Source organism: Gracilibacillus alcaliphilus (assembly GCF_016909015.1).
In the GTDB taxonomy this organism is placed as follows: domain Bacteria; phylum Bacillota; class Bacilli; order Bacillales; family Amphibacillaceae; genus Gracilibacillus; species Gracilibacillus alcaliphilus.
In genome coordinates, this window is the sequence record NZ_JAFBFA010000005.1 from 27,949 (window position 1) to 53,463 (window position 25,515).

A 25,515-nucleotide genomic window follows, 5' to 3' on the forward strand; every position below is an offset into this window, starting at 1 on the left:
GCCATGACGTCCTGTCATAACGCCTGCACTAGTACGTCCTATACGTCGAAGTTCAAGGCGGCGCAGCTTAGAGTAACAGACTTGCACAGGATGTGTTGACTTCTGCGTTGTCCACACGATGTGGGTGATCTTAGTAGAAGCTCCTCTACCGCCAACTCTGACATTCGCTGTGTCATTTTTAGTGGACTGTTTGAACCTCCTTTTGTAGTAAAGAGAATAACACCTCATATAATTTGAGAATATGGCTCAAGGTTTCTACCCATTACCGTAAATGATGGACTATGAGGGAAGATGGTTGATGATTGTGTATACGTGTGTGCTCAAATATATGTCATTTTTAGTTGACTTTTTGAACAAACTCTATAAGCAAGCATCAGGATAGTTATGGAATCAAGACCTATTCATCTTCTCTCCTGATTAGAGAGTATGGATAGGTTTTTTGCACGTTAAGTGGGTTCCAGCGCAGTAAGTGTTTCAAAGGTGTCCTTATTGATTTTCTTATATTTAAAGGATAGGACCAGCAATACATAGATAAAGTGAGACTGCCATCAGTGCTAGATCTTACGACCGATTGAATCGGGATAAAATAAAAATCGCAAGAAATGAGGGAAAAGCATGACACAAGTTGGCGTGATTATGGGAAGTATCTCAGATTGGGAAACGATGCAGCACACCTGTGCCGCATTAGAAGAACTAGGCATTGCTTATGAGAAAGAAGTTATCTCCGCACACAGAACACCTGAAGACATGTTTGTCTACGCAGAGACTGCTCGTGATAAAGGCCTCAAGGTCATTATTGCCGGTGCAGGGGGCGCTGCACATCTGCCTGGGATGGTCGCATCCAAAACTACATTACCTGTGATTGGGGTACCAGTCCAAACCAGCACCTTAAGTGGCGTCGATTCACTCTATTCGATTGTGCAAATGCCGGGAGGTGTACCAGTTGCAACAGTGGCAATTGGAAAGGCTGGGGCAACTAATGCAGGTATCCTCGCAGCTCAAATTATCGGTACCAGTGATGTAACGGTCGCTGACCGGTTAGCCAATCACCACCAACAACTCAAAGACAAAGTAGCAGAAATGAGGGTCCAACTTGCAGACAAATAAACTATTATTCGGCTCTACCATCGGTATTATTGGCGGTGGACAATTAGGAAGAATGATGACGACTGCGGCAAAGCATATGGGGTATCGCGTGATTGTCTTAGACCCTACGCCAGATTGTCCGACAGCACAGGTGGCTGACCAGCAAATCGTGGCTGCCTATGATGACTTAACAGCTGTTAAGGAACTAGCCAAACAGAGCGATGTCGTTACCTATGAATTTGAAAATGTTTACTTACAGGCAGCTGAAATATTAGAAGCTGCAGGTATTCTGCCGCAAGGAGCTCAGTCTCTTCGGATCACGCAAGACCGCGAATTAGAGAAACAGGCTATGGTTGAAAGCGGTCAGCCAGTTGCTGACTTTGCTATTGTCCGAACAAAGGAGCAACTGACAGAAGCAGCGGCTGAAATTGGTTATCCAGCTGTTGCAAAGACTTGTCGTGGCGGCTATGATGGCAAAGGTCAAGTTAAATTAACGAGTCTAGAAGATGTAGACGAAGCAGTGAGTATGCTGAATCACGCTGATCGCCTAATTGTCGAAAAATGGGTGCCTTTTGATAAAGAAATCTCGATTGTGTTTACTAGAAATGTTGCTGGAGAGATTACCTATTTCCCAGTTGGTGAGAATATTCACCGTGATCATATTTTACACGCAACTATCGTGCCGGCTCGTGTTTCTAAATCAGTTCAGGAGAAAGCACATCAAGCAGCGAAGGCTATTGCAGAAACAATTGGTGTTGTAGGTACCTTTGCGATTGAAATGTTCGTCTGTGGCGAGGAAATTCTAATCAATGAACTGGCACCACGCCCGCATAATTCAGGGCATTATACGATTGAGGCATGCGATGTATCACAATTTGAGCAGCATATCCGGGCTATTTGCGGACTGCCGTTGATCCCAATTCATGCCCATCCAGCTGCTGTCATGGTTAACTTGCTTGGAAAAGATATCGAGCCATTTTTTGCCCAGTTAGATGATAATCCAAGTGCTCATATCCATATGTATGGCAAGGAAGCGGCCAAGCCGCTTCGTAAAATGGGACATATAACTTTTATTGGAGATGATCCGGTCATCTTATATAATGAATTAGTAGAAAAGAAAATTATAGATAACTAGGAGGACATAACAATGATCGAACGTTATACAAGAGAAGAAATGGGGAATATCTGGACAGATGAGAATCGCTACCAAGCATGGTTAGAGGTTGAAATTTTGGCATGTGAAGCTTGGAGTGAACTAGGTATTATTCCGAAAGAAGATGTAGAGAAGATTCGTGCCAATGCCTCCTTTAAGATTGACCGCATTCTGGAAATTGAACAAGATACTCGTCATGATGTGGTGGCCTTTACCCGTGCCGTTTCTGAATCATTAGGCGATGAGAAAAAATGGGTGCACTACGGGCTGACATCAACAGATGTAGTAGATACGGCACTCTCTTACCTATTAAAACAAGCGAATCAAATTATTCGCCGGGATATTGTCCACTTTATTGATATTTTAAAAGAGAAAGCCATTGAACATAAACATACCGTTATGATGGGGCGTACACATGGTGTTCATGCTGAACCAACAACCTTTGGTTTGAAACTGGCGTTATGGTATGAAGAGATGAAACGTAACTTGGAGCGTTTCGATGCTGCCACTCAGGTGATTGAAACAGGTAAGCTGTCAGGTGCAGTAGGAACCTATGCTAATATCGATCCATTTGTAGAGGAATATGTCTGCGGTCAGCTTGGCTTACAGCCAGCACCGGTTTCTACTCAGACATTGCAGCGTGACCGCCATGCCCAATACTTATCGACGATTGCATTAATCGCTACTTCGATTGAGAAGTTTGCGACAGAAGTACGTGGTTTACAGAAGACCGAAACTCGTGAAGTGGAAGAATTTTTTGCCAAAGGTCAGAAAGGCTCATCGGCAATGCCGCATAAGCGTAATCCAATTGGTTCGGAGAATATGACGGGAATGGCGCGCGTGATCCGTGGTTATATGGTAACAGCTTATGAGAATGTTGCCCTTTGGCATGAGCGTGATATCTCCCATTCTTCTGCAGAACGTGTTATTTTGCCCGATGCAACGATCGCCTTGAATTATATGCTGAATCGCTTTAGCAATATCGTGAAGAACTTAACTGTGTTCCCGGATAATATGAAACGTAATATTGACCGTACTTATGGAGTCATTTTCTCACAACGTGTATTGCTTTCCTTAATTGATCAGGGAATGAGCCGTGAAGAAGCTTACGATATGGTTCAGCCGAATGCGATGAAGGCATGGGAAACCGCAACACCTTTCCGTGAATTAATTGAACAGGAAGACCGGATTACTAACACATTAACAAAAGAACAATTAGATGATTGTTTCGATTATACGTACCACTTGAAAAATGTAGATCAAATCTTTAAAAAAATTGGTTTAGCATAAGGAGTGTCACGCATGAAAGACAAGCTGTTATATGAAGGAAAAGCCAAAAAGGTATACACGATAGCCGATAATCCGGAACTATTGGTGTTATCCTACAAAAACGATGCGACCGCCTTTAATGGAGAGAAAAAGGCGGAATTTCAGGGGAAGGGTCGATACAATAACCTTATTTCGGCGAAAGTATTTGAATACTTGCATCAACACGGCGTGTCCAGTCACTTTAAAGAGGCATTAAATGAAACCGAACAGCTGGTAGAGAGAACAACAATCATTCCATTAGAAGTAGTTGTTCGTAATGTCGCAGCCGGCAGTATTGTTCGCCGTACGGGGATTGAGGAGAAGACGATCTTTAATCCGCCTTTAGTAGAACTTTTTTATAAAAAGGATGAGCTCGGTGACCCGTTGATTAATGATGAGCATGCCTTATTATTAACCGATGCAACACCAGCTGACTTGGAACAGATCAAGACGATGGCGCGTCGAGTGAATGAGCAGTTACAAGCCTTTTTTAAAGAAATTAATTTACAGCTTGTCGATTTTAAATTGGAGTTTGGCCGTAATGCGCAAGATGAAATAGTCCTATCGGATGAAGTAAGCCCGGATACTTGCCGTCTATGGGATATTGCTACTGGCGAGAAGATGGATAAGGACGTCTTTCGTGAAGATTTAGGGGATTTAGTTACTGTATATGACAATATATTATCTCGACTGGAGGAGAAACAATGAAACTAGTAAAGGTACACATCACATTAAAAGAAGGCGTTCTAGACCCACAAGGGAAGGCGGTACAGAATTCACTCCAAACATTAGGATATGACAATGTACAAGAAGTTCGTGTTGGTAAATACCTAGAGTTGACCGTAGAGGATCATGCCAATATTGAGCAGGAAATTGAAGATATGTGTAATAAATTATTAGCTAATCCTGTGATCGAGAATTATTCCTATACAGTAGAAGAGGAGGTTGCCCAGTGAAGTTTGCAGTCGTTGTTTTTCCAGGCTCCAACTGTGACCGCGATATGCAATATGCAGCTAAAGAAGTCTTGGGAGAAGAAGCAGATTTATTATGGTATAAAGAGGCGAATCTTGATGGCTATGATGCTATCTTGATCCCTGGCGGTTTCTCCTATGGGGATTACTTACGCTGTGGTGCGATTGCCTCCACCTCTAGTGTGGTCAGCCAATTAAGGGAAAAGGCCGAAGCAGGTGTACCGATACTAGGTGTCTGTAATGGATTTCAGATTCTGTTAGAGGCAGGCTTGCTGCCAGGTGCCTTGTTACGTAATAAAAATTTAAAATTCATGTGTCACTTTGAAGAGTTAGAAGTAGTTAATAATCAAACACAATTTACATCGGAATATCAGCCTAATGAAGTGATTTCGGTTCCAATTGCACATAATGAAGGCAATTATTATTGTGATGATGAGACATTAGCCCAATTAAAGGCGAACAATCAAATCGTATTTACCTATAAAAACAATCCAAACGGTTCTGTGGCAGATATTGCCGGAATTATTAATGAGCAGGGCAATGTATTAGGCATGATGCCGCACCCGGAACGTGCTGCCGAAGCCATTTTAAACAGTGCGGATGGTCTTAAGCTATTTCAATCAATGTTAGTTAACTGGAGGGAACGTTATGTTGCAGGCGTCTGAAATTAGTCCAGAGCAAATTGAACAAGATAAAGTCTATCAAGAAATGGGACTGACAGATAAAGAGTATGACATGATTAAGGATATTATGGGGCGTCACCCGAATTTTACCGAGATTGGTATCTTCTCTGTCATGTGGTCGGAACATTGCAGTTACAAAACATCCAAGCCATTGTTGAAGAAGTTCCCGACAGAAGGTCCGCAAGTTGTTCAAGGCCCTGGTGAGGGTGCTGGTGTCGTCGATATTGGCGATGGACAAGGTGTTGTATTTAAGATTGAAAGCCATAATCACCCGTCTGCAGTAGAGCCATATCAAGGTGCAGCAACCGGTGTGGGCGGTATTATCCGTGATGTCTTTTCGATGGGTGCTCGTCCGATTGCGTCTTTAAACTCGTTACGTTTTGGCAACCTAACCAATGGCCGTGTGAAATACCTTTTTGACGAAGTGGTGCACGGGATTGCTGGATATGGTAACTGTGTCGGTGTACCAACCGTTGGCGGCGAGGTGCAATTTGACGATTCTTACCAAGGCAATCCATTAGTTAATGCCATGTGTGTCGGCTTAATTGATACGAAGGATATCCAAAAAGGGATTGCAGCAGGGGAAGGCAATACAATTATGTACGTAGGTTCCAAGACAGGCCGTGATGGTATTCATGGTGCTACGTTCGCTTCCGAAGATTTAACCGAAGATTCCGAGAGCAAACGATCCAATGTACAAGTTGGCGACCCATTTATGGAGAAGTTATTGATTGAGGCATGTCTGGAGGTCATCCAATCAGACGCCTTAGTTGGTATTCAAGATATGGGAGCGGCTGGACTGACTTCTTCCGCTAGTGAAATGGCAAGTAAGGCAGGCATGGGGATGGAAATGAATCTAGACTTGATTCCTCAGCGTGAAGAGAATATGACGGCCTACGAAATGATGTTGTCAGAATCACAAGAGCGTATGCTTCTATGTGTGAAAAAAGGTGAAGAACAAGAAATTATTGATATTTTTGAAAAATATAATTTAGATGCCGTAGCAGTTGGGCATGTAACAAACGATAAGATGTTCCGCCTGCTGCATAAAGGGGAAGTAGTTGCTGATATTCCAGTCGATAACCTGGCGGAAGACGCACCAATTTTCTATAAAGAATCAAAAGTACCGGCTTATTTTGAAGAATTTCAGGCAATGGCAGATTACCAGCCAGAAGTAAGCAATCATGCAGAGACATTAAAACAGTTATTACAGCAGCCAACGATTGCCAGCAAAGAATATGTCCATGATCAGTATGATTCGATGGTGCAGGCAAATACCGTTTTCTCACCGGGTTCTGATGCCGCTGTCGTTCGTATTCAAGGCTATGATAAGGCAATTGCTATGACGACGGATTGTAACTCTCGTTATATTTATTTAGATCCAGAAACAGGCGGCAAAATTGCTGTTGCCGAAGCGGCTCGTAATATTGTTGCTTCAGGTGCCAAGCCGCTTGCTTTAACTGATGGATTAAACTTCGGTAATCCAGATAAGCCAGAAAATTTCTGGCAGATGGAAAAAAGCGTGGAAGGTATGAGTGAAGCAAGTTTGAAGCTGGATACACCAGTTATTAGCGGAAATGTATCACTTTATAATGAATCAAATGGTCAAGCAATTTTCCCAACACCTATTGTCGGAATGGTCGGTTTACACGAGTCATTGACTGATATTACGCCATCTCATTTCCAACAGGCAGGTGACTTGGTCTATCTGATTGGGGATACGAAGCCTGAGTTTGGCGGAAGTGAACTGCAGAATGTATTAGAAGGTAAATATTTTGGTAAAGCGCCAGCGATTGACTTGGATGTGGAGAAAACACGTCAGCAGCAATTATTGACAGCTATCCAAGCAGGATTAGTGGTTTCGGCTCATGATCTATCAGAAGGCGGACTTGGGGTAGCTTTAGCAGAAAGTCTGTTTGGTAAAGATGAACTTGGTGCCGATATTCAGTTGTCTGGTAATCTCACTGCTGCTTTATTTAGTGAGTCGCAGTCACGTTTTGTCGTAACGGTAGCAGAGAAAAACCGTGCAGCATTCGAATCGCAGGTAGACGCTTTGCAATATATCGGTAAGGTAACTGACAGCAATCAATTAGTTATTCGTCATGGAGAAGCAGAAGCAATCACAGAAGATGTACCATCATTACAACAACTGTGGAAAGGGGCTATACCGTGCTTGCTGAAATCAAAGGCTTAAATGAGGAATGTGGGGTATTCGCCATTTGGGGACATGAAAAGGCCGCCGAAATGACCTATTATGGGCTGCATGCACTCCAGCACCGCGGGCAAGAAGGTGCCGGGGTTGTCACAACAGATGGTGATAGATTACACCTGCATAAAGGAACGGGTTTAGTGAATGAAGTTTTTTCAGAGGATAAGTTTTCACAATTAAACGGCCATGCTGCTATTGGGCATGTCCGTTATGCCACACAAGGTGGCGGCGGTTATGAGAATGTACAGCCATTAGTATTCCGTTCCCAAACCACCAGCATGGCACTAGCACATAACGGAAACTTGGTCAATGCGCACCAATTGAAAAGCCAGTTGGAAGCACAAGGTAGTATCTTGCAAACCACCTCTGATACCGAGGTGATTGCTCACCTAGTAAAGCGTAATGGTAATGTACCGATGGAAGAGGCGATTACCTATGCCTTAGGTATGATCAAAGGTGCTTATGCCTTCGCGATTTTAACTGAAAAACAGATGTTTATCGGGCTTGACTCGCGCGGATTGCGGCCATTATCAATGGGACGTCTGGGTGATGCCTATGTCTTTGCCTCAGAAACGTGTGCGTTTGATTTAATCGGTGCAACGTATGAGCGCGAAGTTCGCCCAGGTGAATTAATTACGATAGATGAAAATGGTTTGCGTAGCAAATCATTCACTTCCCAAATGGAGCGCACCCTTTGTTCAATGGAGTATGTTTATTTTTCCCGGCCGGACAGTGATTTGAACCAGCTTAATGTTCATGCCAGCCGCAAGACAATGGGGAAACAACTAGCTCAAGAGGCACCGATCGAGGCAGATGTAGTTACAGGGGTTCCTGATTCAAGTATCTCGGCGGCGATTGGTTTTTCAGAGGAATCTGGTATTCCTTATGAATTAGGTCTAATTAAAAATCGCTATGTAGGCCGTACGTTTATTCAGCCTTCCCAAGAGTTACGCGAGCAAGGAGTTAAACTGAAGCTATCTGCAGTTCGGGGGATTGTCGAAGGCAAACGAGTGGTAATGGTAGACGATTCGATTGTACGCGGTACAACAAGCCGCCGAATTGTCCGTTTGCTGAAAGAGGCAGGAGCAACGGAAGTGCATGTCCGGATTGCCTCACCACCGATTCAGAACCCTTGTTATTATGGAATTGATACATCGACAAAAGGAGAATTAATTGCGGCTAACCATTCCGTGGAAGAGATGCGCAAGTTGATTGGCGCGGATTCACTTACCTTTTTATCAACAGAAGGATTAGAAGCCTCTATTGTGGAGGATCGTGACCCATTACAGCATGGCGTATGTAAGGCCTGTTTTACAGGTAATTATCCCACCGAAATTTACCCGGATACCGTGATTCCAGCATATAAAGATTAATGGAAAGCAGAGCCTTTGCTGTATGCAGATGTACAGCTTAGGCTATCCGTTTTTAACCATCCGAAATTCACTAAAAAAGGAGTCCAGCCATAATGAGTGATATTTATAAAGATGCGGGTGTAGATGTCCACGCAGGTTATCAAGCAGTAGAGCTAATGAAGAAGCACATTGCCAAAACCAATCGTTCGGAGGTAATCGGCGGGGTTGGTGCTTTTGCAGGCCTTTTCGATATCAGTAAGTTCTCTTATCAAGAACCTGTACTTGTTTCTGGTACAGATGGTGTCGGTACGAAATTGAAGCTGGCTTTTGCCATAGATAAGCATGACACGGTAGGCATTGATTTAGTTGCCATGTGTGTCAATGATATTGTTGCACAAGGAGCTGATCCGATCTTTTTCTTAGATTATATTGCCTGTGGGAAAAACCAGCCAGAGAAAATTGAGCAGATTGTCAAAGGGATTACCGATGGCTGTGTCCAAAGCAATGCCGCTTTGATTGGCGGGGAAACAGCAGAAATGCCAGGTATGTATAGTGATGAGGAATATGATCTCGCCGGTTTTGTTGTTGGTATTGCGGATAAAAAACAAATTATTACAGGCGAATCAATCGAAGCAGGCAATAAGATCATTGGACTTGCTTCATCTGGTGTTCATTCGAACGGTTTTTCCTTAGTTAGAAAAATTATTGAAAATAGCGGTTTAGATTATCAGCAGGAAGTACCTGAACTTGGCACTACTTTAGGCGCGGCTTTATTGGAACCAACTAAAATCTATACGAAAGCTATTCAGCAGTTAAAACAGGATCTGACAATTAAAGGTATCAGTCATATTACTGGCGGCGGATTCTATGAGAATTTACCACGTGCACTGCCAGATCATTTGGGTGTTGCTATTAATGAACAGTCATGGCAGCGACCGGCGATATTTGATTATTTGCAGCAACAGGCCTCACTGAAAGATGAAGATATGTACGGAGTCTTTAATATGGGGATCGGCATGGCGGTTATTGTGGAAGCACATGAAGCAGATATGGCCTTACAATTACTCGAAGATATTGGAGAAAAGGCTTATATTATTGGCGAAGTGACCACGGAAACCGGGGTGACATTCTCGAATGACTAAATTAGCCGTGTTTGCTTCCGGTACAGGAAGTAACTATGACGCGATTATCCATGCGATCCAACAAGGAGAGTTAGAGGCAGAAGTGGCGCTGCTTGTCTGTGATCAACCGGAAGCAAAAGTAATCGAGAAAGCCAAGGCAAATGGAACGGAAACATTTGTTTTTGAGCCAAAGCAGTATCCGAATAAACAGGCATTTGAGACAGAGATTGTGGAACAATTGAAACAACGAGAGGCAGAGTGGATCATCTTGGCAGGGTATATGCGTCTCGTTGGAGCAACTTTACTCAACGCCTTTGAAGGCCGCATGATCAACATTCACCCATCCCTTTTACCATCTTTTCCTGGGCTTGATGCGATTGGCCAAGCGTTTGAAGCAGGTGTAAAGGTATCGGGGGTAACGATTCATTATGTGGATGCAGGTATGGACACAGGAAAAATCATTGCACAAGATGTAGTGAAGATCCATAAGGATATGTCAAAAGCTGATTTACAAGCAGCGATTCAGCGTGTCGAACATCAGCTTTATCCAGCAACGATACAGAAACTGATCACAGGAGGAGAATAACCTTGAAGAAACGAGCATTATTAAGTGTGTCAGATAAAAGTAATTTAGTGCCTTTAGCAGAAGGGTTAGATCGATTAGGATATGAATTGATCTCAACAGGTGGAACATTAAAGACCTTAAAAGAGGCTGGTTTGCCTGCTAAGGCAGTATCAGAGATCACTCATTTTGATGAAATTCTTGATGGACGTGTCAAAACGTTGCATCCATTTATCCATGCGGGGTTGTTGGCACGCCGTGACGAGGAATCACATATCCAGCAATTAGAAGAACGTAATATCGCACCGATTGATGTCGTGGTGGTGAACCTTTATCCATTTAAAGAAACGATCGCCAAACCAGAGGTTACCGAAGAAGATGCGATTGAAAATATTGATATTGGCGGACCGACAATGCTGCGATCAGCCGCGAAGAACTTTCGTGATGTCACCGTAGTTGTCGATCCAGACGATTATGAAGCTGTCCTTGAACAGCTTGGTAATGACAGCTCTATAGCATTTCGCAAACAATTAGCAGCTAAAGTATTCCGTCATACAGCCAACTATGATGCAATGATCGCAAACTATTTTGTCGAAATCACCGATGAACAAGATCCAGAAACCTTTACCCAAACCTTTGAAAAAGTACAATCCTTACGCTACGGGGAAAATCCTCACCAACAAGCAGCCTTTTATAAAGAAGGTCATGTAAAAGGAGCTTCTATTGCGAATGCCAAACAATTACATGGCAAAGAATTATCTTATAATAATATCCAAGATGCCAACGCTGCACTGGAAATTGTGCTTGAATTTGATGAACAGCCAGCAGCGGTTGCCGTTAAACATATGAATCCTTGTGGGGTAGGAATCGGTGAAACAATTGCTGCTGCTTTTGAAAAAGCATATCAAGCAGACCCGGTCTCTATCTTTGGCGGTATTGTTGCTTTGAATCGTGAGGTAGATGAAGCAACAGCCAATCAGTTAAAAGATATTTTCTTAGAAATTGTGATTGCACCTAGCTTTTCTGATAAGGCATTAGAAATCCTGACCGTGAAGAAGAATATTAGATTGCTAGAAACACCGATGGAAATAAACGAAGCCGATACACAGAAAGTCGTTAGTGTACTTGGCGGACTGCTTGTACAGGGCCGTGATAACGGCACCGTAACAGCCGATGACTTAAAAGTTGTTACAGATCGTGCACCAAGTGAAGCAGAACTAAAAGAGCTATTGTTTGCTTGGAAAGTAGTAAAACACGTCAAATCCAATGCTATCGTTGTAGCAAAGGCTGACCAAACCCTAGGTGTAGGCGCCGGTCAAATGAACCGAGTAGGAGCAGCAGCGATCGCCTTTGAACAAGCTGGCGAGAAGGCAGATGGAGCGGTGCTTGCCTCTGACGCCTTTTTCCCAATGCCTGATACAGTAGAAAATGCAGCCAAAGCTGGCATTAAAGCGATTATCCAACCAGGCGGTTCCAAACGTGATCAAGACTCGATCGACGAATGCAACAAACACGGTATAGCCATGGTACTAACAGGCATGCGCCACTTCAAACATTAAGAAAAAGAGCGAGATCCCGCAAATCTGTAAGAATGGCTAGAATAGGCAGAGGAAGAAGAACAGCTAATGCTCCACAGTCAACAAAATCAGATCTTATGGACAGAAGAAGGAGAAACGCAGTTTTTCAGTCCACTAGAATGGATCTCATGGACAGAAAAAGAAGAATCCCGAAAAAGTTGTCCGTCATCACAAAAATGACAGACAAAACTAAGAAGAAACACAAAATAAAGCTCATATGATCATATACAAACCTTATTGCTGCTACAACTAAAAGGAGGCCCTCTATGAAAGTATTAGTTATCGGTGGTGGCGGTCGTGAACACATCATCGTGAAAAAGTTAAAAGAAAGTGACCGTGTGACCGAAATTTTTGCTGCACCAGGAAATGGTGGTATTGCTCTAGATGCAACGTGTGTCGCTATCAAGGATGATGCCATTGATGAACTGGCTGCTTTCGCTGAAAAACAACAAATCGATTGGACTATTGTCGGTCCGGAGATTCCCCTCACCAAGGGAATAGTAGATGCCTTTCGGGCAAAAAACCTAAAGGTATTCGGCCCAACCAAGGATGCAGCCTTAATTGAAGGAAGCAAAGATTATGCCAAGGCATTTATGAAGCAGTATAACATTCCTACAGCTCAATATGAAACCTTTACGGATGCTGAACAAGCCAAAAAATATATTCAAGCGCAAGGTGCTCCGATCGTTATCAAGGCAGATGGATTGGCTGCAGGAAAAGGTGTCGTTGTTGCAATGACAGAACAGCAGGCAATCGAAGCTGTAGAAGATATGCTAGTTGACAATAAATTCGGCGCTGCCGGCAGCCGTGTGGTGATTGAAGAATATCTAGAGGGAAAAGAATTCTCCCTATTTGCTTTTGTCGATGGAGAGAATGTATATCCGATGGTACCAGCACGTGATCATAAGCGAGCCTTTGATCATGATGAAGGGCCGAATACTGGCGGGATGGGCGCCTTTTCCCCGGTACCAGATCTTGACACGAAAGATATCGAATTTACTGTGGAACATATTCTAAAGCCGGTAGCCAAAGGAATGAAACAAGAGGGAAGAACCTATACTGGCGTATTATATGGCGGCTTGATCGAAACAGAATCTGGGCCAAAAGTAATCGAATTTAATGCGCGATTTGGTGATCCAGAGACACAAGTGGTCTTACCGCTGCTTGAAAATGATCTTATCCAAGTGATCGAGGATGTTACCTCTGGCCGCGATCCAGAGCTACAATGGAAAGACGGATATGCGATTGGAACAGTGGTTGCCTCTAAAGGCTATCCAGCCGCTTATCAAAAAGATATTGCGCTCCCTGACTTAACAACAGATGATGATGTCTATGTGATTCATGCAGGAACTGGACAAGCAGAAGATGGCAGCTTTTATTCTACTGGAGGACGTGTCTTATTAGTAGGATCGATTCAAGATTCACCAGAGCAAGCTCAACAACAGATTTATCAGTATTTAACAAAATTTGATCAATCTGATGATTTTTTCTATCGTAAAGATATCGGCTTTTCTAAAAAATAAACCCAAACCTCGGTGGTTAGCACAACACCGAGGTTTTGTTATGAAAACAGATTCCTTGACTTCCTTGACTTACAAAAGTATCATCACTTACATAAAGTAACCGAAAAGGAGACAATCATTATGTCATTTCATCATAAAACAATTACACATGTTAGTCATGTTTCGATAAAAGTACAGGATTTACAACGCTCGATCGCTTTTTACCGTGATATTATAGGTTTTACCGTACATGAGCAAACAAATAATACAGCTGCTTTAACGGCTGATGGCCACGCGACGATCTTGTCACTGGAACAGCCGGATCACATGATGCCGAAACAAAATCGTACGACTGGTCTTTATCATTTTGCCATTCTATTACCGACCAGAAGAGATCTCGCCAATTTTGTTTACCATAGTGTAGAGAAGGGATTGCCGTTGGCTTCGGCTGATCATTTAGTAAGTGAGGCTCTGTATTTTAATGATCCAGATGGAAATGGTATTGAAGTGTACCGAGATCGTGACCCAGCGTCATGGACATGGCATGGGTCAGAAGTGGTTATGACTGTCGACCCGTTAAATTTTGAAGATCTGTTAACTGCAGGTCAACCACAGGCTTGGCAAGGATTACCGGCAGAAACGGTGATGGGGCATATCCACCTTCATGTTGCCGATTTAGAGAAAGCCAAACTATTTTATGAAAAAGGGCTTGGCTTTGAAACAGTGAGTCAATTAGGCAACCAAGCTTTATTTATTTCTACGGGTCACTATCATCACCATATTGGTCTGAATACATGGAACGGTGTCGGCGCCCCGGTACCAGCAGAAGCAAGTGTAGGTTTGCGCGCTTACACTATTAGTTATCCAACAGAAGCAAGTGTTCACCATGTTATTGAGCAGTTACATGCCATGAATGTGGCTGTTCAGCATTCTAGTAAAGAATGGTTTACCCAAGATCCATCAGGTAATGCGATTTTGCTGACTTATTAACTGAAAAAGGCAAGCATCATCTTTTCAACCATGATATATTTCCCTGTAGTCGCATATAGTGTTAGTGACTAAATTTTGGGAGGGCTTTGATTGTCACAATATTTTTCTGCTTTACAGTCATGGTGTGAAGAGGTGTTTACCGTTTATCAAGAATCTATCCCCTTATTTCGAGAAAAGGTAGAGGAACATGCGTTACAAGAATGGGAAGCAAATATAACGCAGCTGCAAGAAGAGCTTTCAGATCAGACATTTTTGCAGGAATGGGAGGCGTACCAGAGAGCTAATGAATTATATCTACAGCTAAACGACTATTTGGCAGCACTGCACCAGGGAGAAGATCAACGAATGACGAACCAACTTGAAGTAGTGCCAATTGGCGGTCATACATTGCCTCCTCTGCCGTATCGATATAATGCCTTAGAGCCTTATATCGATCAAGAAACGATGCGGCTTCATCATGATAAGCATCATCGAAGCTATGTTGAAGGGTTAAATAAGGCGGAAAAGGAAATGCAGAAGGCGCGCGCGACCAATAATTTTGAGCTAATCAAGCATTGGGAAAGAGAGGCTGCCTTTAATGGAGCCGGGCATTATCTGCACACGATTTTCTGGAACATTATGAGTCCACAAGGAGGCGGTCAGCCGTCTGGCGATCTGCTGCGTGAGATCAATCAATCCTTCGGCAGCTTTGCTCAATTTAAGAAGCATTTTTCAGAGGCGGCCAATGCTGTAGAAGGAGGCGGCTGGGCCATTCTGGTTTGGTCTCCGCGTGCCAGGCGTTTGGAAATCCTTCAAGCAGAAAAACATCAAAACCTAAGCCAATGGGATGTGGTGCCATTACTTGTACTGGACGTCTGGGAACATGCCTATTATCTCCGATACAAAAATGAACGGAAAAAGTATATCGATAATTGGTGGAACATTGTCAATTGGCCAGAAGTGGAAAAACGATTTAATGCAGCGAAACACTTACGATGGCCGCCTTATTAAAGCAGCAGGATAAAACACCCTTTTGGATATCATTGTCCAAAAGGGTGTTACAAGAGGTCATTCACAAAGCTCGATAAAAAAATGATACGGTGAATGTCGGAGTTGGCGGTAGAGGAACTTCTACTAAGATCGTCCACATCGTGTGGACAACGCAGAAGTCAACACATCCTGTGCAAGTCTGTTACTCTAAGCAGCACCGTCTTGAACTTCGACGTATAGGACGTACTAGTGCAGGCGTTATGACAGGACGTCATGACTTTAGCCTGCCGACGTACAGGATGTACTAGTATCGGTGTTGCAACACGATGTTGCGAACTTAATCGATGACGATCCTTTTTACTGAACTTTTAAACACGCACTGCAATCTTTTATTCAGCCTCAAAATCTAAGTTGGTCGGTTTTTCTAACAGATGGTAGCCTTTATCTGGATTAGTGGTAGGTGTATTCTTATCTACCTCTTCAAATTTCAAACCATCGATCCAAACTTTTCCACCGCCAATTAACAGCAGTCCAAAGGAAATGGCGGCACTATTATCGGGGATGTCCAAGACAATATGGTAATAATTCCAATGGTTATCCCCTATGATAGGTCGATCTTGCATATTATCAAATTGCAAGGTATTCTCTTGCGTACTGTCGACACGCATCCATAAGCCAGCAGATGGAGACACTCCTTCGGTTTTGACAAATCCAGAGAGTTTGATCCGTTTTCCTAAAAAGTGATCAGCACGAATCTGCTGCATGAGGGTAGCGAATTGCTCTTGTTGTTCTACCTTGTTGGAAGATAGGCAGGCAGATCGCCTTCCTTGATGTACCTCTTGATCATCCAAACTTGCTTGATACAGGTGAGGATGAGTACCACTAAGAAACCATCCTTTAATTGCTTCTTCCATTTGTAATTCCTCCTTTTGTTGATTCAGTTCTTTCATTAATGTACGATATTGTCCTGGGGAAGATGATATATCTTCTTAAATGCTCGCGTAAATACTTCCTGTGATTCAAATTGATAGCTAAAAGCAATATCGATAATCCGTTTTGAGGTATTGAGTAAATCGATAGCCGCATGAACAATTCGTCTCATTCGAATATATTGGCTGACAGACATACCAACTTCCCGCTGAAACAAACGATGGAAATGGTATTTCGAAAAATGACTGATCTTCCTTACATCCTCGATATCTATCTCCGTTTGCAAATTTTGTTCGATCCAATCAATCGTTTGCCTAATAGAGTGGGTGTGCAAGGTGTGGCTCACCTCCTGTTCTGATTATTATCATATAATAAAATAATTCTTCTGTTTTGATGTTTTTTGCTTTTAGAATAACACAGCAAAAACCGGAGTGGGCAACTGGAGAACTTTTGAAAAAAACGCGCACATCGTGTGAACAGCGCAGAAGTCAACACTTCTTGTGCAAGTCCGTTACACAAAGATAACGCCGCCCTGAACTTTAGACGTACAGGCTGTACTAGTATCGGTGTTGCTTCATGATGTGCGAACTTAACCGATGCCGGCCCTCTTTACCGCCCTTTTTGAACACGCAATTCCAGCAGCCAATTTCACTCATTCAATTGCACAAAATAAAAATAGCATAGCAGATTGCCCAAAAAAGATTCATATTTTTGTCAATTGCACACAATGCAAACGTTATCAAGAAGTGATAAAATAAGGTATAATCACATGAATGAAGGAGTTTATCAATGAAGGATCATTTATATAGATGGCGAAACAAAGAAATTCGCCGCCAAGTCGCAGTAATAGATGAAAAAGAAAAGCCAACCTTAATCTTACAAAACGCATATTACTTGAATGTATTTTTAAGAAAATGGGTAGAGGCTCATATTTGGATTTACCAAGACCGAATTGTATACGTAGGAGCAAACTTGCCGAAATCACTAGCAGGTGTGGAAGTAGTAGATTGCAGTGGGAAATATATTGTTCCGGGTTATATTGAACCACATGCCCACCCATTCCAATTGTATAATCCGTATGAACTAGCCATGCATGCCGGACAGACGGGAACCACTACCCTGATGAATGACAACTTACCTTGGCTATACTTAATCGGCAGAGAGAAAGCGTTCTCATTAATAGAGGACTTTATGAAACTACCCGTCTCGATGTACTGGTGGGCTCGATTTGATTCACAGTCAGAAATCAATGAAGAACAAGAGATTTTTAATGATGTAGATATCCATGAATGGTTACAGCATGAAGCTGTTGTTCAAGGCGGCGAATTAACCGCATGGCCGCAAGTGATGAAAGATGATGATCGCATTCTCTATTGGATGCAAGAAGCTAAACGATTGCGTAAGCCTGTGGAAGGTCACTTCCCAGGCGCCTCCGAGAAAACTTTAGTAAAATTAAAATTATTAGGTGTGAGTTCTGATCATGAGGCCTTATCAGGAGAAGAGGCTTATCGCCGAATTATGATGGGTTACCGAGTCGGATTGCGAAATTCATCAATTCGTCCAGATTTGAAGAGGATACTGACAGAACTGCAAGAGATGGGGTTAGATTCTTATGATTTCTTAACCTTGACCACTGATGGTTCCACACCATCTTTTTATGAAAATGGGTTAATTAATCAATGTATCCAAATTGCTATTGATAGCGGGGTTCCAATCATTGAGGCCTATATGATGGGCACTTATAATGCGGCAGAACAATTCCATCTGGAAGAGCGATTGGGTGGTATTGCACCTGGCCGTACAGCACATATTAATATTTTGACCACACCTGACAATGCTACACCGGAATCTGTGATTGCTAAAGGTAAATGGCTGAAACGAGATGGTGAGTTAGTGAACCAGCATAAGGTCATTAATTGGGAAAAGTATGGTCTTACCAAATTGAAATTAGATTGGAACCTGCAAGAAAGTGATTTGCAATTTTCAATGCCGTTAGGTTTGAAAATGACTAATGATGTAATCATGAAACCATACCCAATTTCCATTGACGCCAATACAGAAGAAATCAGTGACAGAACCGATGAAACCTTCTTAATGTTAATGGATCGTGAAGGTGAATGGCGTGTCAACACGATGATTAAAGGTTTTACAGAAACATTGGGCGGCTTGGCCAGCTCGTATTCCTTGACAGGGGATATTGTCTTAATTGGAAAGAGTAAATCCGATCTTATGCTTGCCTTTGCCAGAATGAAAGAAATTGGCGGCGGGATTGTATTAGTACATCGCGGAAAAATCATTTTTGAACTTCCGCTGCAAATCGCAGGAATGATGTATCAAGGGGAAATGAGCACATTAATAGAGGGAGATAAGAAGTTAAGAAGGATTCTGATTGAACATGGCTATCAGTATCAAGACCCGCCATATGGTTTATTATTCTTATCATCTATGCATTTACCGTTTGTTCGTATCACACCAAAAGGTATTGTGGATGTGAAGAAGCGAGAAGTTATTTTTCCTGCTATTATGCGCTAGCTTTTAAAACGAAGAGAATACGGGCAGAATGGATAAGGATATCGACATGTATGAAGACATGTCGATATTCGTTTTACATTATTTAATAGAAGGAATACAAAATTTCTGCACTGGTTCCTTGAAAAGACGAACACTTTTAAATACACACTTAATAGTGTAAAAAAGGGGCTGCTATTTATGAAACAAAGTATCTTATTGCTGTTCTGTCTTATGTTTGGCTTGGCAGCTTGCTCAGATCCAAACGATAATCAAGAGATAAATGACCCGGCGGCAGAATCAGACAACGGGCCTGCAAAAGAAGTACCCACCATTGATCAGCCGGAATATGCCTATCCACTGACAGGTGTTGAAGCAGAAGCAGAAGTAACCGATCGTGTGATTGCTGTAATGGTCAATAACCATTCAGACGCAAGACCACAAACAGGTTTATCACAGGCAGATATCATATTTGAAATTCTATCAGAAGGTAATATTACTCGGTTTATGGCGCTGTATCAGAGTGATATACCGGAGCAGGTCGGCCCTGTACGAAGTGCGCGTCCTTATTATGTAGACTTAGCCCAGAAATATGATGCCATTTATATTTACCATGGTGCAGCTAATTTTATCGAGGATATGATTCAAGCGGAAGCAACAGAAAGCTTGAATGGTATGTACTATGATAATGACCATGTCTTATTTGAGCGTTCTACAGATCGTGAGGCACCACATAATTCGTATGTATGGTTTGATGGTATTTATCAATATGCTGAGGATCAGGGCTTTCCTCTAGAAGCAAACTATACGTCATTACCATTCTTATATGGAGGCGGAAGTATTAACGGTGAGGATGGAAGCGAGATTTCCTATGCCTATGATTCAACCAATCAAATTCGTTATCAATATGATACGGAGCTGGAACAATACTATCGCTATAGTGATGGCGAACAGACTGTAGAATATGAAGATCAACAGCCAGTTACACTAGATAACGTCTTTTTTGTGGAAGCAGAGCATCAAGTAATGGATAAAGAAGGAAGGCGTGAGATAGACTTAGAATCTGGCGGCGATGCTTTATTGCTACAGCGAGGTAAAGTACAACACGTGCAATGGGAGCAAAATGATGGTAAAATTGTTCCAACGAAGGATGGTGAGCCAGTTCCATTTATTCCTGGACAAACATGGATTAATATTATTCCAACAGATAAAGGAATTGATCAGGTAAAATGGACACCTTAAGCTGCCTGATGATGGAACAAGCTATTAAGAAGGAAGACTTCCATAATCGTTAGCAAAACTTATCAGGGGACAGTGTCTGCTATTTCCAAGCTTTTAAGGACAATGAGTACCATGATAAAAAAGGGGAGATGCATACCATGCAAATTGATAAGTTGCGTGGCGAACAATTAGATCAATTATTTGATGCCATTTTGTCGCTGGAGAACCGTGAGGAATGCTATCGTTTTTTTGATGATATTGCTACAATGAATGAGGTGCAATCATTAGCTCAGCGGTTGTTAGTGGCCAAGATGCTGGACGAAGGCAGCACATATACCGCCATTGCCGATGCCTCGAATGCCTCTTCGACAACTATCTCACGAGTGAAGCGTTGCTTGACTTATGGGAATGACGGCTATCGAATTGTACTAGATCGCTTAAAGAAAGAATGAGTGCCTGCGGCGAGGCCTCTTTTTTTCATGAAAAATAATATACAGGGGGACACAGACAATGATTCGCTTTGGAGTAATAGGAACAAATTGGATTACAGACCGCTTTATTGATGGAACGAGTGAGATCGGCAATTTTCAGCTGCATGCCGTTTATTCACGCACCCAGGAAAAGGCTGATGAATTTGCAGCAAAATATCAGATTGACCGGACATATACAGATTTAGAGGAATTTGCTCATAGTGCGGAGATTGATGCCGTATATATTGCCTCGCCCACAGCCTTACATAGTGAGCAAGCCATAACTTGTATGAAAGGTGGCAAACATGTGATTGTGGAAAAACCTTTTGCCTCTAATTTGCAAGAATCCGAGGCAATGGTCAAGGTTGCCAAGGAGCAGCAAGTAACGTTAATGGAAGCAATGAAAACCACCCATTTGCCAAATTTTCAATTAGTAAAAGAAAATCTAGCTAAAATAGGACCTATTCGCCGTTATGTAGCGAATTTCTGTCAGTATTCCTCTCGCTATGACAAATATAAGGAGGGAATTGTACTTAATGCATTCAAACCGGAATTGTCAAATGGAGCTTTAATGGATATTGGCGTCTACTGTATTTATCCAATGATTTCCTTGTTTGGAGCACCTAATGCCATTCAAACGACGGCGTTTATGTTAGAATCAGGAGTAGATGGTCAAGGTACCGTCATGGCCGATTATGAGGCATTCCATGGCATTTCGATGTACTCAAAAGTGACCGACTCGGCATTGCCTTCTGAAATCCAAGGAGAAAAAGGATCGATTATTATCGGCAAATTCTCTGATATGTTAGATGTCAAGATCGTATATCGTGATGGAACAGAAGAATCCCTAGATGCCAAGCAAGTAGCTAACAGTATGTATTATGAAGCCAAATCTTTTGTAGAATCAATCGAAAATAACGAAATGGAAAATAAAGTTAATACATGGTCGGATTCTTTAGCAACTATGCGTGTGCTGGATCAAGCACGAAAAGAAATAGGCCTTGTTTTTCCAGCGGATAAGTAACACTATCTGGGTAGGAAAAGTGACTTGGACACATTTATTTTTTATGTATCAATCAAATATAGTTTTGGTCTTAGTTAGAAAAAGCAAAAGTTGAAATAACCAATCGAAAAATAGCTTCGGAAAATAAACTGGAGGGGTGAATGTGGAGGCGGCTAATCCAAACATATATGTAGTGTGTGGAGCAGATGAATAATAAAAACAGAGTTATTGGGATAGCACTTATCACAGCAATTACCCTTTTAGGAGATGCCATGCTTTTTATTGTCCTCCCTATTTATTGGGAGGATTTTGGCTTGACTGCCATTTGGCAGATTGGTGTATTGTTATCTGTTAATCGATTGATACGCCTTCCCATCACACCTGTAGTTGGTTTATTTTACCGCAAGTTTTCGATTCGGACAGGTGTATTGATTTCCGTAGCATGTGCTTGTATAAGTACATTGTCTTACGGATTGGTAAGTGGTTTTGTGCTGTTATTACTTGCGAGAGTCCTCTGGGGCATCGCCTGGTCTTTTATAAAATTGGGAGGAATGTTGACAGTAGTTACCTTTTCTAATGAAAACAATAGAGGCCGTTTGATGGGAATGTATAATGGCTTATGGGGCTTAGGCGGGTTGGCAGGCATGCTTGCTGGAGGGTTCTTAGTTGATCAGTTATCGATACCAATTGTAACGACAACCTTTGCATTGGCTTCTTTTTTGATTTTTCCATTAGTTTTTATTATGATACCCAAAAGTAACAGCAATAAGGAGGAAGAACCATCCAATCAAAGCCAGCCATCTCATGTACAAGACAAGATGACGATGCGGCACCCGTATATTGTGTTGATTATCCTTACTGGTGGAACAATGGGTTATATCACGATGGGAGTTTTTAATTCGACAATCAGTCCTTTGATTGAACAATCTTATCAAACAGAATGGACTATATTTGGTGCGGTAATTGGGGCAGCCACATTAGCAGGTCTTATTCAGGCAGTACGCTGGGCTTGGGACCCTTTTTTTGCTCCGGTGATTGGGGCTGCTGTTGATAAAAGCAAATATAAACAATATGTGATTTTCCTGCCCTTGATATTAGGAAGTCTGGCTTTTCTTATCATAGGACGTGTGGAATCCATGTTTATTTTATTAATCGTGGTCTTGTGTTTTCAACTGATTTCAACAGGGTTTATTACGATTATAGATACACTAGCAGCGGAGGCGTCTGTGCAAACTAATCCTGTGAAGATGATGACCTTTCATACCGTTGTGGTAGACTGTGGAGCAGCGATTGGTCCGTTAGTTGCCTTTTTTATCATGGATTGGTCAGGGCTTTCTGCCGTCTACTATCTTTCCGCTTTTGTCATGTTATTCGTTTCATTATTATGGTTCATCTATCATTACTATATGCGTTATACCAAAAATAGCCACGCTTAGATAATAGTTAGCCTGTATAATAATTTACTAGACCATTAAAAAAACGCTTGGGATTTTCTCGCCAAGCGTTTTTTGATCTAAAATCAGAAAGGATATAATCTTTCATGCGTTCATTCTTATTCAAGAATAGTCATGTCCAGCTTCAAGCGCCAAACTTTAGAGATGTCACGTCACGCCCTAAGATAAGTCAACATCGACTCCTTCCGTCGTCGTGTTTCCTTTATCTCTGTTGTGACGCTCCATTCTCTACGTTTTTAAAAGGGCTCTCTGCGCTTTTCGTTCCTAATTACGAATCAAGTGATCAAATGCACCTAATGAGGCAGTGGCACCAGATCCCATGGAAATAATAATTTGTTTATACGCGCTGTCTGTACAATCTCCTGCTGCAAAGATACCAGGCACACTCGTAGCACCGCGCTTATCGACAAGGATTTCACCGAACTTGCTGCGGTCTACTGTACCTTCCAGCCATTCCGTATTTGGTACAAGCCCGATTTGGATGAATACACCCGCAAGTTCAACTGTATGCTCTTCTTCTGTTTCACGGTCGACGTAGCGAATACCTTCTACTTTATCAGAACCATAGATTTCGGAAGTACGTGCATTGGTGATAACTGTTACATTAGGTAAGCTGAATAAGCGTTCTTGTAATACCTTATCTGCTTTGAGCTCTGGCAGGAATTCAAGTACAGTAACATGCTTGACAATTCCGGCTAAATCAATTGCTGCTTCAATTCCAGAGTTACCACCGCCGACAACTGCCACATCTTTACCTTCAAAGATTGGCCCATCACAGTGTGGGCAGTATGCTACACCTTTATTTTTGAATTCTGCTTCGCCAGGAACACCGATATTTCTCCAGCGAGCTCCTGTGGAGACGATAACTGTCTTACTTTTTAGAGTTGCACCATTCTCTAATTCTAGCTCAAAAAGGTCTTTCTTCGCTAATGATTTGGCACGCATTGAGTTCATGATGTCTACATCATAATCACGTACATGCTCTTCTAAGTTAGCTACTAATTTCGGACCTTCTGTATATTTAGTCGTAATAAAGTTCTCAATACCCATTGTATCTTGCACTTGACCGCCGAAGCGTTCTGCCACGATACCCGTACGAATCCCTTTACGTGCCGCGTAAATAGCCGCACTTGCACCAGCAGGACCGCCACCGACAACAAGTACATCAAATGCTTCTTTGTCGTTAAGTTCAGAGATATCAACTGTACTTCCTAATGTCTCTAGGATGCTTTCTAGTGTTTGACGTCCATTGATAAATGATTCGCCATTTAGGAATACAGCTGGCACTGCCATGACATCTTTGCTCTCTACTTCTTCTTTAAAGGCAGAGCCTTCAACCATCGTGTGAGTGATAGCAGGATTTACCACACTCATCAGATTTAGTGCCTGGACTACGTCAGGGCAGTTTTGACAAGATAAGCTGACATACGTTTCAAAGTGTAATGGACCTTCTAATTGCTTGATTTGTTCAATAACTTTCTCATCTGTCTTTGGCGGACGGCCACTTACTTGCAATAAAGCTAATACAAGGGAAGTGAACTCATGTCCAAGCGGAACACCAGCGAAGACCACACCAGAGTCTTCGCTGCCTTTTTGATTAATACTAAAGCTAGGTGTTCTAGGAAAATCACCTGGTTCAATGGTGATGCGATCAGACATGCTTGCAATTTCGTTTACTAGCTCGTCCACTTCTTGGGATACTTTATCAGAACCGATCTGTACTTTAAGTACAAGGTCGTTTTCTAGTAATTTTAAATATTCATTTAGTTGTGATTTAATTTCTTGCTCAAGCATTTTGACCCTCTTTTCTTAGTTGGTAGGAAAGTATCTAAGCAGCAGCCTAGCTACGCTTTTCTTATATTTTACCTACTAAATCAAGGCTTGGTCTCAATGTTTCGCCGCCTTCTTGCCATTTTGCAGGGCAAACTTCATCTGGATTGTTACGGACATATTGAGCTGCTTTGATTTTGTTAATTAATGTACTAGCATCACGGCCGATACCTTCTGCATTAATTTCAACTGCTTGGATCACACCATCAGGGTCGATGATGAAAGTCCCACGGTCTGCTAGACCAGCTTCTTCTCTTAATACATCGAAGTTGCGAGAAAGCTGTTGAGATGGGTCGCCGATCATTGTATATTCAATTTTACCGATAGCGTCAGAGCTTTCATGCCAAGCTTTATGAGTGAAGTGAGTATCTGTTGATGCAGAATAAACTTCTACTCCAAGTTTTTGTAACTCAGCATATTGGTTTTGTAAATCTTCTAATTCTGTTGGGCAAACAAAAGTAAAATCTGCTGGATAGAAGCAAAGGATGCTCCATTTTCCTTTGAAATTTTCCTCTGTTACGTCCACGAATTCTCCTTGACGAAATGCACTTGCGCTAAATGGTAGTACTTCCTTACCTACTAATGACATGTAGATTGTCCTCCTTATAGATCTTCT

General features: G+C 42.2%; 20 protein-coding genes, 2 pseudogenes and 1 riboswitch. Of the genes and pseudogenes, 19 read left to right on the forward strand and 3 right to left on the reverse strand.

Annotated features, from left to right (window positions below; genetic code table 11):
• Positions 1-204: 204 nt before the first annotated feature.
• Positions 205-302, forward strand: a riboswitch (purine riboswitch).
• A gap of 313 nt (positions 303-615) precedes the next feature.
• The 14 genes and pseudogenes from purE to JOD18_RS05490 all read left to right on the forward strand — a co-directional run.
• Positions 616-1,107, forward strand: coding sequence for a 5-(carboxyamino)imidazole ribonucleotide mutase (gene purE / locus JOD18_RS05425; RefSeq protein WP_204667931.1), 492 nt, complete (start codon positions 616-618; stop codon positions 1,105-1,107).
• Positions 1,094-2,221: a 5-(carboxyamino)imidazole ribonucleotide synthase gene (purK, locus tag JOD18_RS05430; protein ID WP_204667932.1), complete on the forward strand. Its 1,128-nt coding sequence runs from the start codon at positions 1,094-1,096 to the stop codon at positions 2,219-2,221. The genes purE and purK overlap by 14 nt, the downstream gene beginning before the upstream one ends.
• A 12-nt stretch (positions 2,222-2,233) precedes the next feature.
• On the forward strand, positions 2,234-3,529 hold the full coding sequence (gene purB / locus JOD18_RS05435; RefSeq protein ID WP_204667933.1) for an adenylosuccinate lyase: 1,296 nt from the start codon (positions 2,234-2,236) through the stop codon (positions 3,527-3,529).
• Positions 3,530-3,541: 12 nt separating this feature from the next.
• Positions 3,542-4,255, forward strand: coding sequence for a phosphoribosylaminoimidazolesuccinocarboxamide synthase (gene purC / locus JOD18_RS05440; protein ID WP_204667934.1), 714 nt, complete (start codon positions 3,542-3,544; stop codon positions 4,253-4,255).
• Positions 4,252-4,503, forward strand: coding sequence for a phosphoribosylformylglycinamidine synthase subunit PurS (gene purS, locus JOD18_RS05445; protein WP_204667935.1), 252 nt, complete (start codon positions 4,252-4,254; stop codon positions 4,501-4,503). Before purC ends, purS begins: the two co-directional genes overlap by 4 nt.
• Entirely contained in the window at positions 4,500-5,183 is a 684-nt protein-coding gene (purQ, locus tag JOD18_RS05450) for a phosphoribosylformylglycinamidine synthase subunit PurQ (RefSeq protein ID WP_204667936.1), read from the forward strand. Before purS ends, purQ begins: the two co-directional genes overlap by 4 nt.
• A complete protein-coding gene (gene purL / locus JOD18_RS05455) occupies positions 5,167-7,395 on the forward strand; it encodes a phosphoribosylformylglycinamidine synthase subunit PurL (RefSeq protein ID WP_204667937.1) in 2,229 nt (742 codons plus the stop codon). Before purQ ends, purL begins: the two co-directional genes overlap by 17 nt.
• Positions 7,371-8,783, forward strand: a complete 1,413-nt coding sequence (gene purF, locus JOD18_RS05460; RefSeq protein ID WP_204667938.1) for an amidophosphoribosyltransferase — start codon at positions 7,371-7,373, stop codon at positions 8,781-8,783. Before purL ends, purF begins: the two co-directional genes overlap by 25 nt.
• 92 nt (positions 8,784-8,875) lie before the next feature.
• Positions 8,876-9,904, forward strand: coding sequence for a phosphoribosylformylglycinamidine cyclo-ligase (purM, locus tag JOD18_RS05465; protein ID WP_204667939.1), 1,029 nt, complete (start codon positions 8,876-8,878; stop codon positions 9,902-9,904).
• On the forward strand, positions 9,897-10,469 hold the full coding sequence (gene purN, locus JOD18_RS05470; protein WP_204667940.1) for a phosphoribosylglycinamide formyltransferase: 573 nt from the start codon (positions 9,897-9,899) through the stop codon (positions 10,467-10,469). The genes purM and purN overlap by 8 nt, the downstream gene beginning before the upstream one ends.
• 2 nt (positions 10,470-10,471) lie before the next feature.
• Positions 10,472-12,004: a bifunctional phosphoribosylaminoimidazolecarboxamide formyltransferase/IMP cyclohydrolase gene (gene purH, locus JOD18_RS05475; RefSeq protein WP_204667941.1), complete on the forward strand. Its 1,533-nt coding sequence runs from the start codon at positions 10,472-10,474 to the stop codon at positions 12,002-12,004.
• A 284-nt stretch (positions 12,005-12,288) separates the two neighbouring features.
• On the forward strand, positions 12,289-13,545 hold the full coding sequence (gene purD / locus JOD18_RS05480; RefSeq protein WP_204667942.1) for a phosphoribosylamine--glycine ligase: 1,257 nt from the start codon (positions 12,289-12,291) through the stop codon (positions 13,543-13,545).
• Between the two features lie 120 nt (positions 13,546-13,665).
• A complete protein-coding gene (locus JOD18_RS05485) occupies positions 13,666-14,514 on the forward strand; it encodes a VOC family protein (protein ID WP_204667943.1) in 849 nt (282 codons plus the stop codon).
• Between the two features lie 363 nt (positions 14,515-14,877).
• Positions 14,878-15,504: pseudogene (locus JOD18_RS05490) on the forward strand (superoxide dismutase); the annotation flags it as partial.
• Positions 15,505-15,872: 368 nt separating this feature from the next.
• Here the strand turns inward: JOD18_RS05490 and JOD18_RS05495 are convergent.
• Positions 15,873-16,747 (reverse strand): annotated as a pseudogene (locus JOD18_RS05495) (helix-turn-helix transcriptional regulator).
• Positions 16,748-17,202: 455 nt separating this feature from the next.
• Here JOD18_RS05495 and JOD18_RS05500 point away from each other — a divergent pair.
• The 5 genes from JOD18_RS05500 (at position 17,203) to JOD18_RS05520 (ending at position 23,051) form a co-directional block, all read left to right on the forward strand.
• Entirely contained in the window at positions 17,203-18,945 is a 1,743-nt protein-coding gene (locus JOD18_RS05500) for an adenine deaminase C-terminal domain-containing protein (RefSeq protein ID WP_204667944.1), read from the forward strand.
• Positions 18,946-19,122: 177 nt separating this feature from the next.
• Positions 19,123-20,163, forward strand: a complete 1,041-nt coding sequence (locus tag JOD18_RS05505; protein WP_204667945.1) for a DUF3048 domain-containing protein — start codon at positions 19,123-19,125, stop codon at positions 20,161-20,163.
• A gap of 137 nt (positions 20,164-20,300) precedes the next feature.
• Positions 20,301-20,594, forward strand: coding sequence for a YerC/YecD family TrpR-related protein (locus JOD18_RS05510; protein WP_204667946.1), 294 nt, complete (start codon positions 20,301-20,303; stop codon positions 20,592-20,594).
• Positions 20,595-20,652: 58 nt separating this feature from the next.
• The gene (locus JOD18_RS05515; RefSeq protein WP_204667947.1) at positions 20,653-21,636 is read left to right on the forward strand and encodes a Gfo/Idh/MocA family protein; all 984 of its coding nucleotides are present in this window, start codon (positions 20,653-20,655) and stop codon (positions 21,634-21,636) included.
• Positions 21,637-21,821: 185 nt separating this feature from the next.
• Complete coding sequence (locus JOD18_RS05520) at positions 21,822-23,051, forward strand: MFS transporter (protein ID WP_204667948.1); 1,230 nt, start codon at positions 21,822-21,824, stop codon at positions 23,049-23,051.
• A gap of 282 nt (positions 23,052-23,333) precedes the next feature.
• Here JOD18_RS05520 and ahpF read toward each other — a convergent pair whose 3' ends face one another.
• Both ahpF and ahpC read right to left on the reverse strand, forming a co-directional pair.
• Positions 23,334-24,863, reverse strand: coding sequence for an alkyl hydroperoxide reductase subunit F (gene ahpF / locus JOD18_RS05525; protein WP_204667949.1), 1,530 nt, complete (start codon positions 24,861-24,863; stop codon positions 23,334-23,336).
• Between the two features lie 61 nt (positions 24,864-24,924).
• The gene (ahpC, locus tag JOD18_RS05530; RefSeq protein ID WP_204667950.1) at positions 24,925-25,488 is read right to left on the reverse strand and encodes an alkyl hydroperoxide reductase subunit C; all 564 of its coding nucleotides are present in this window, start codon (positions 25,486-25,488) and stop codon (positions 24,925-24,927) included.
• Positions 25,489-25,515: the final 27 nt, after the last annotated feature.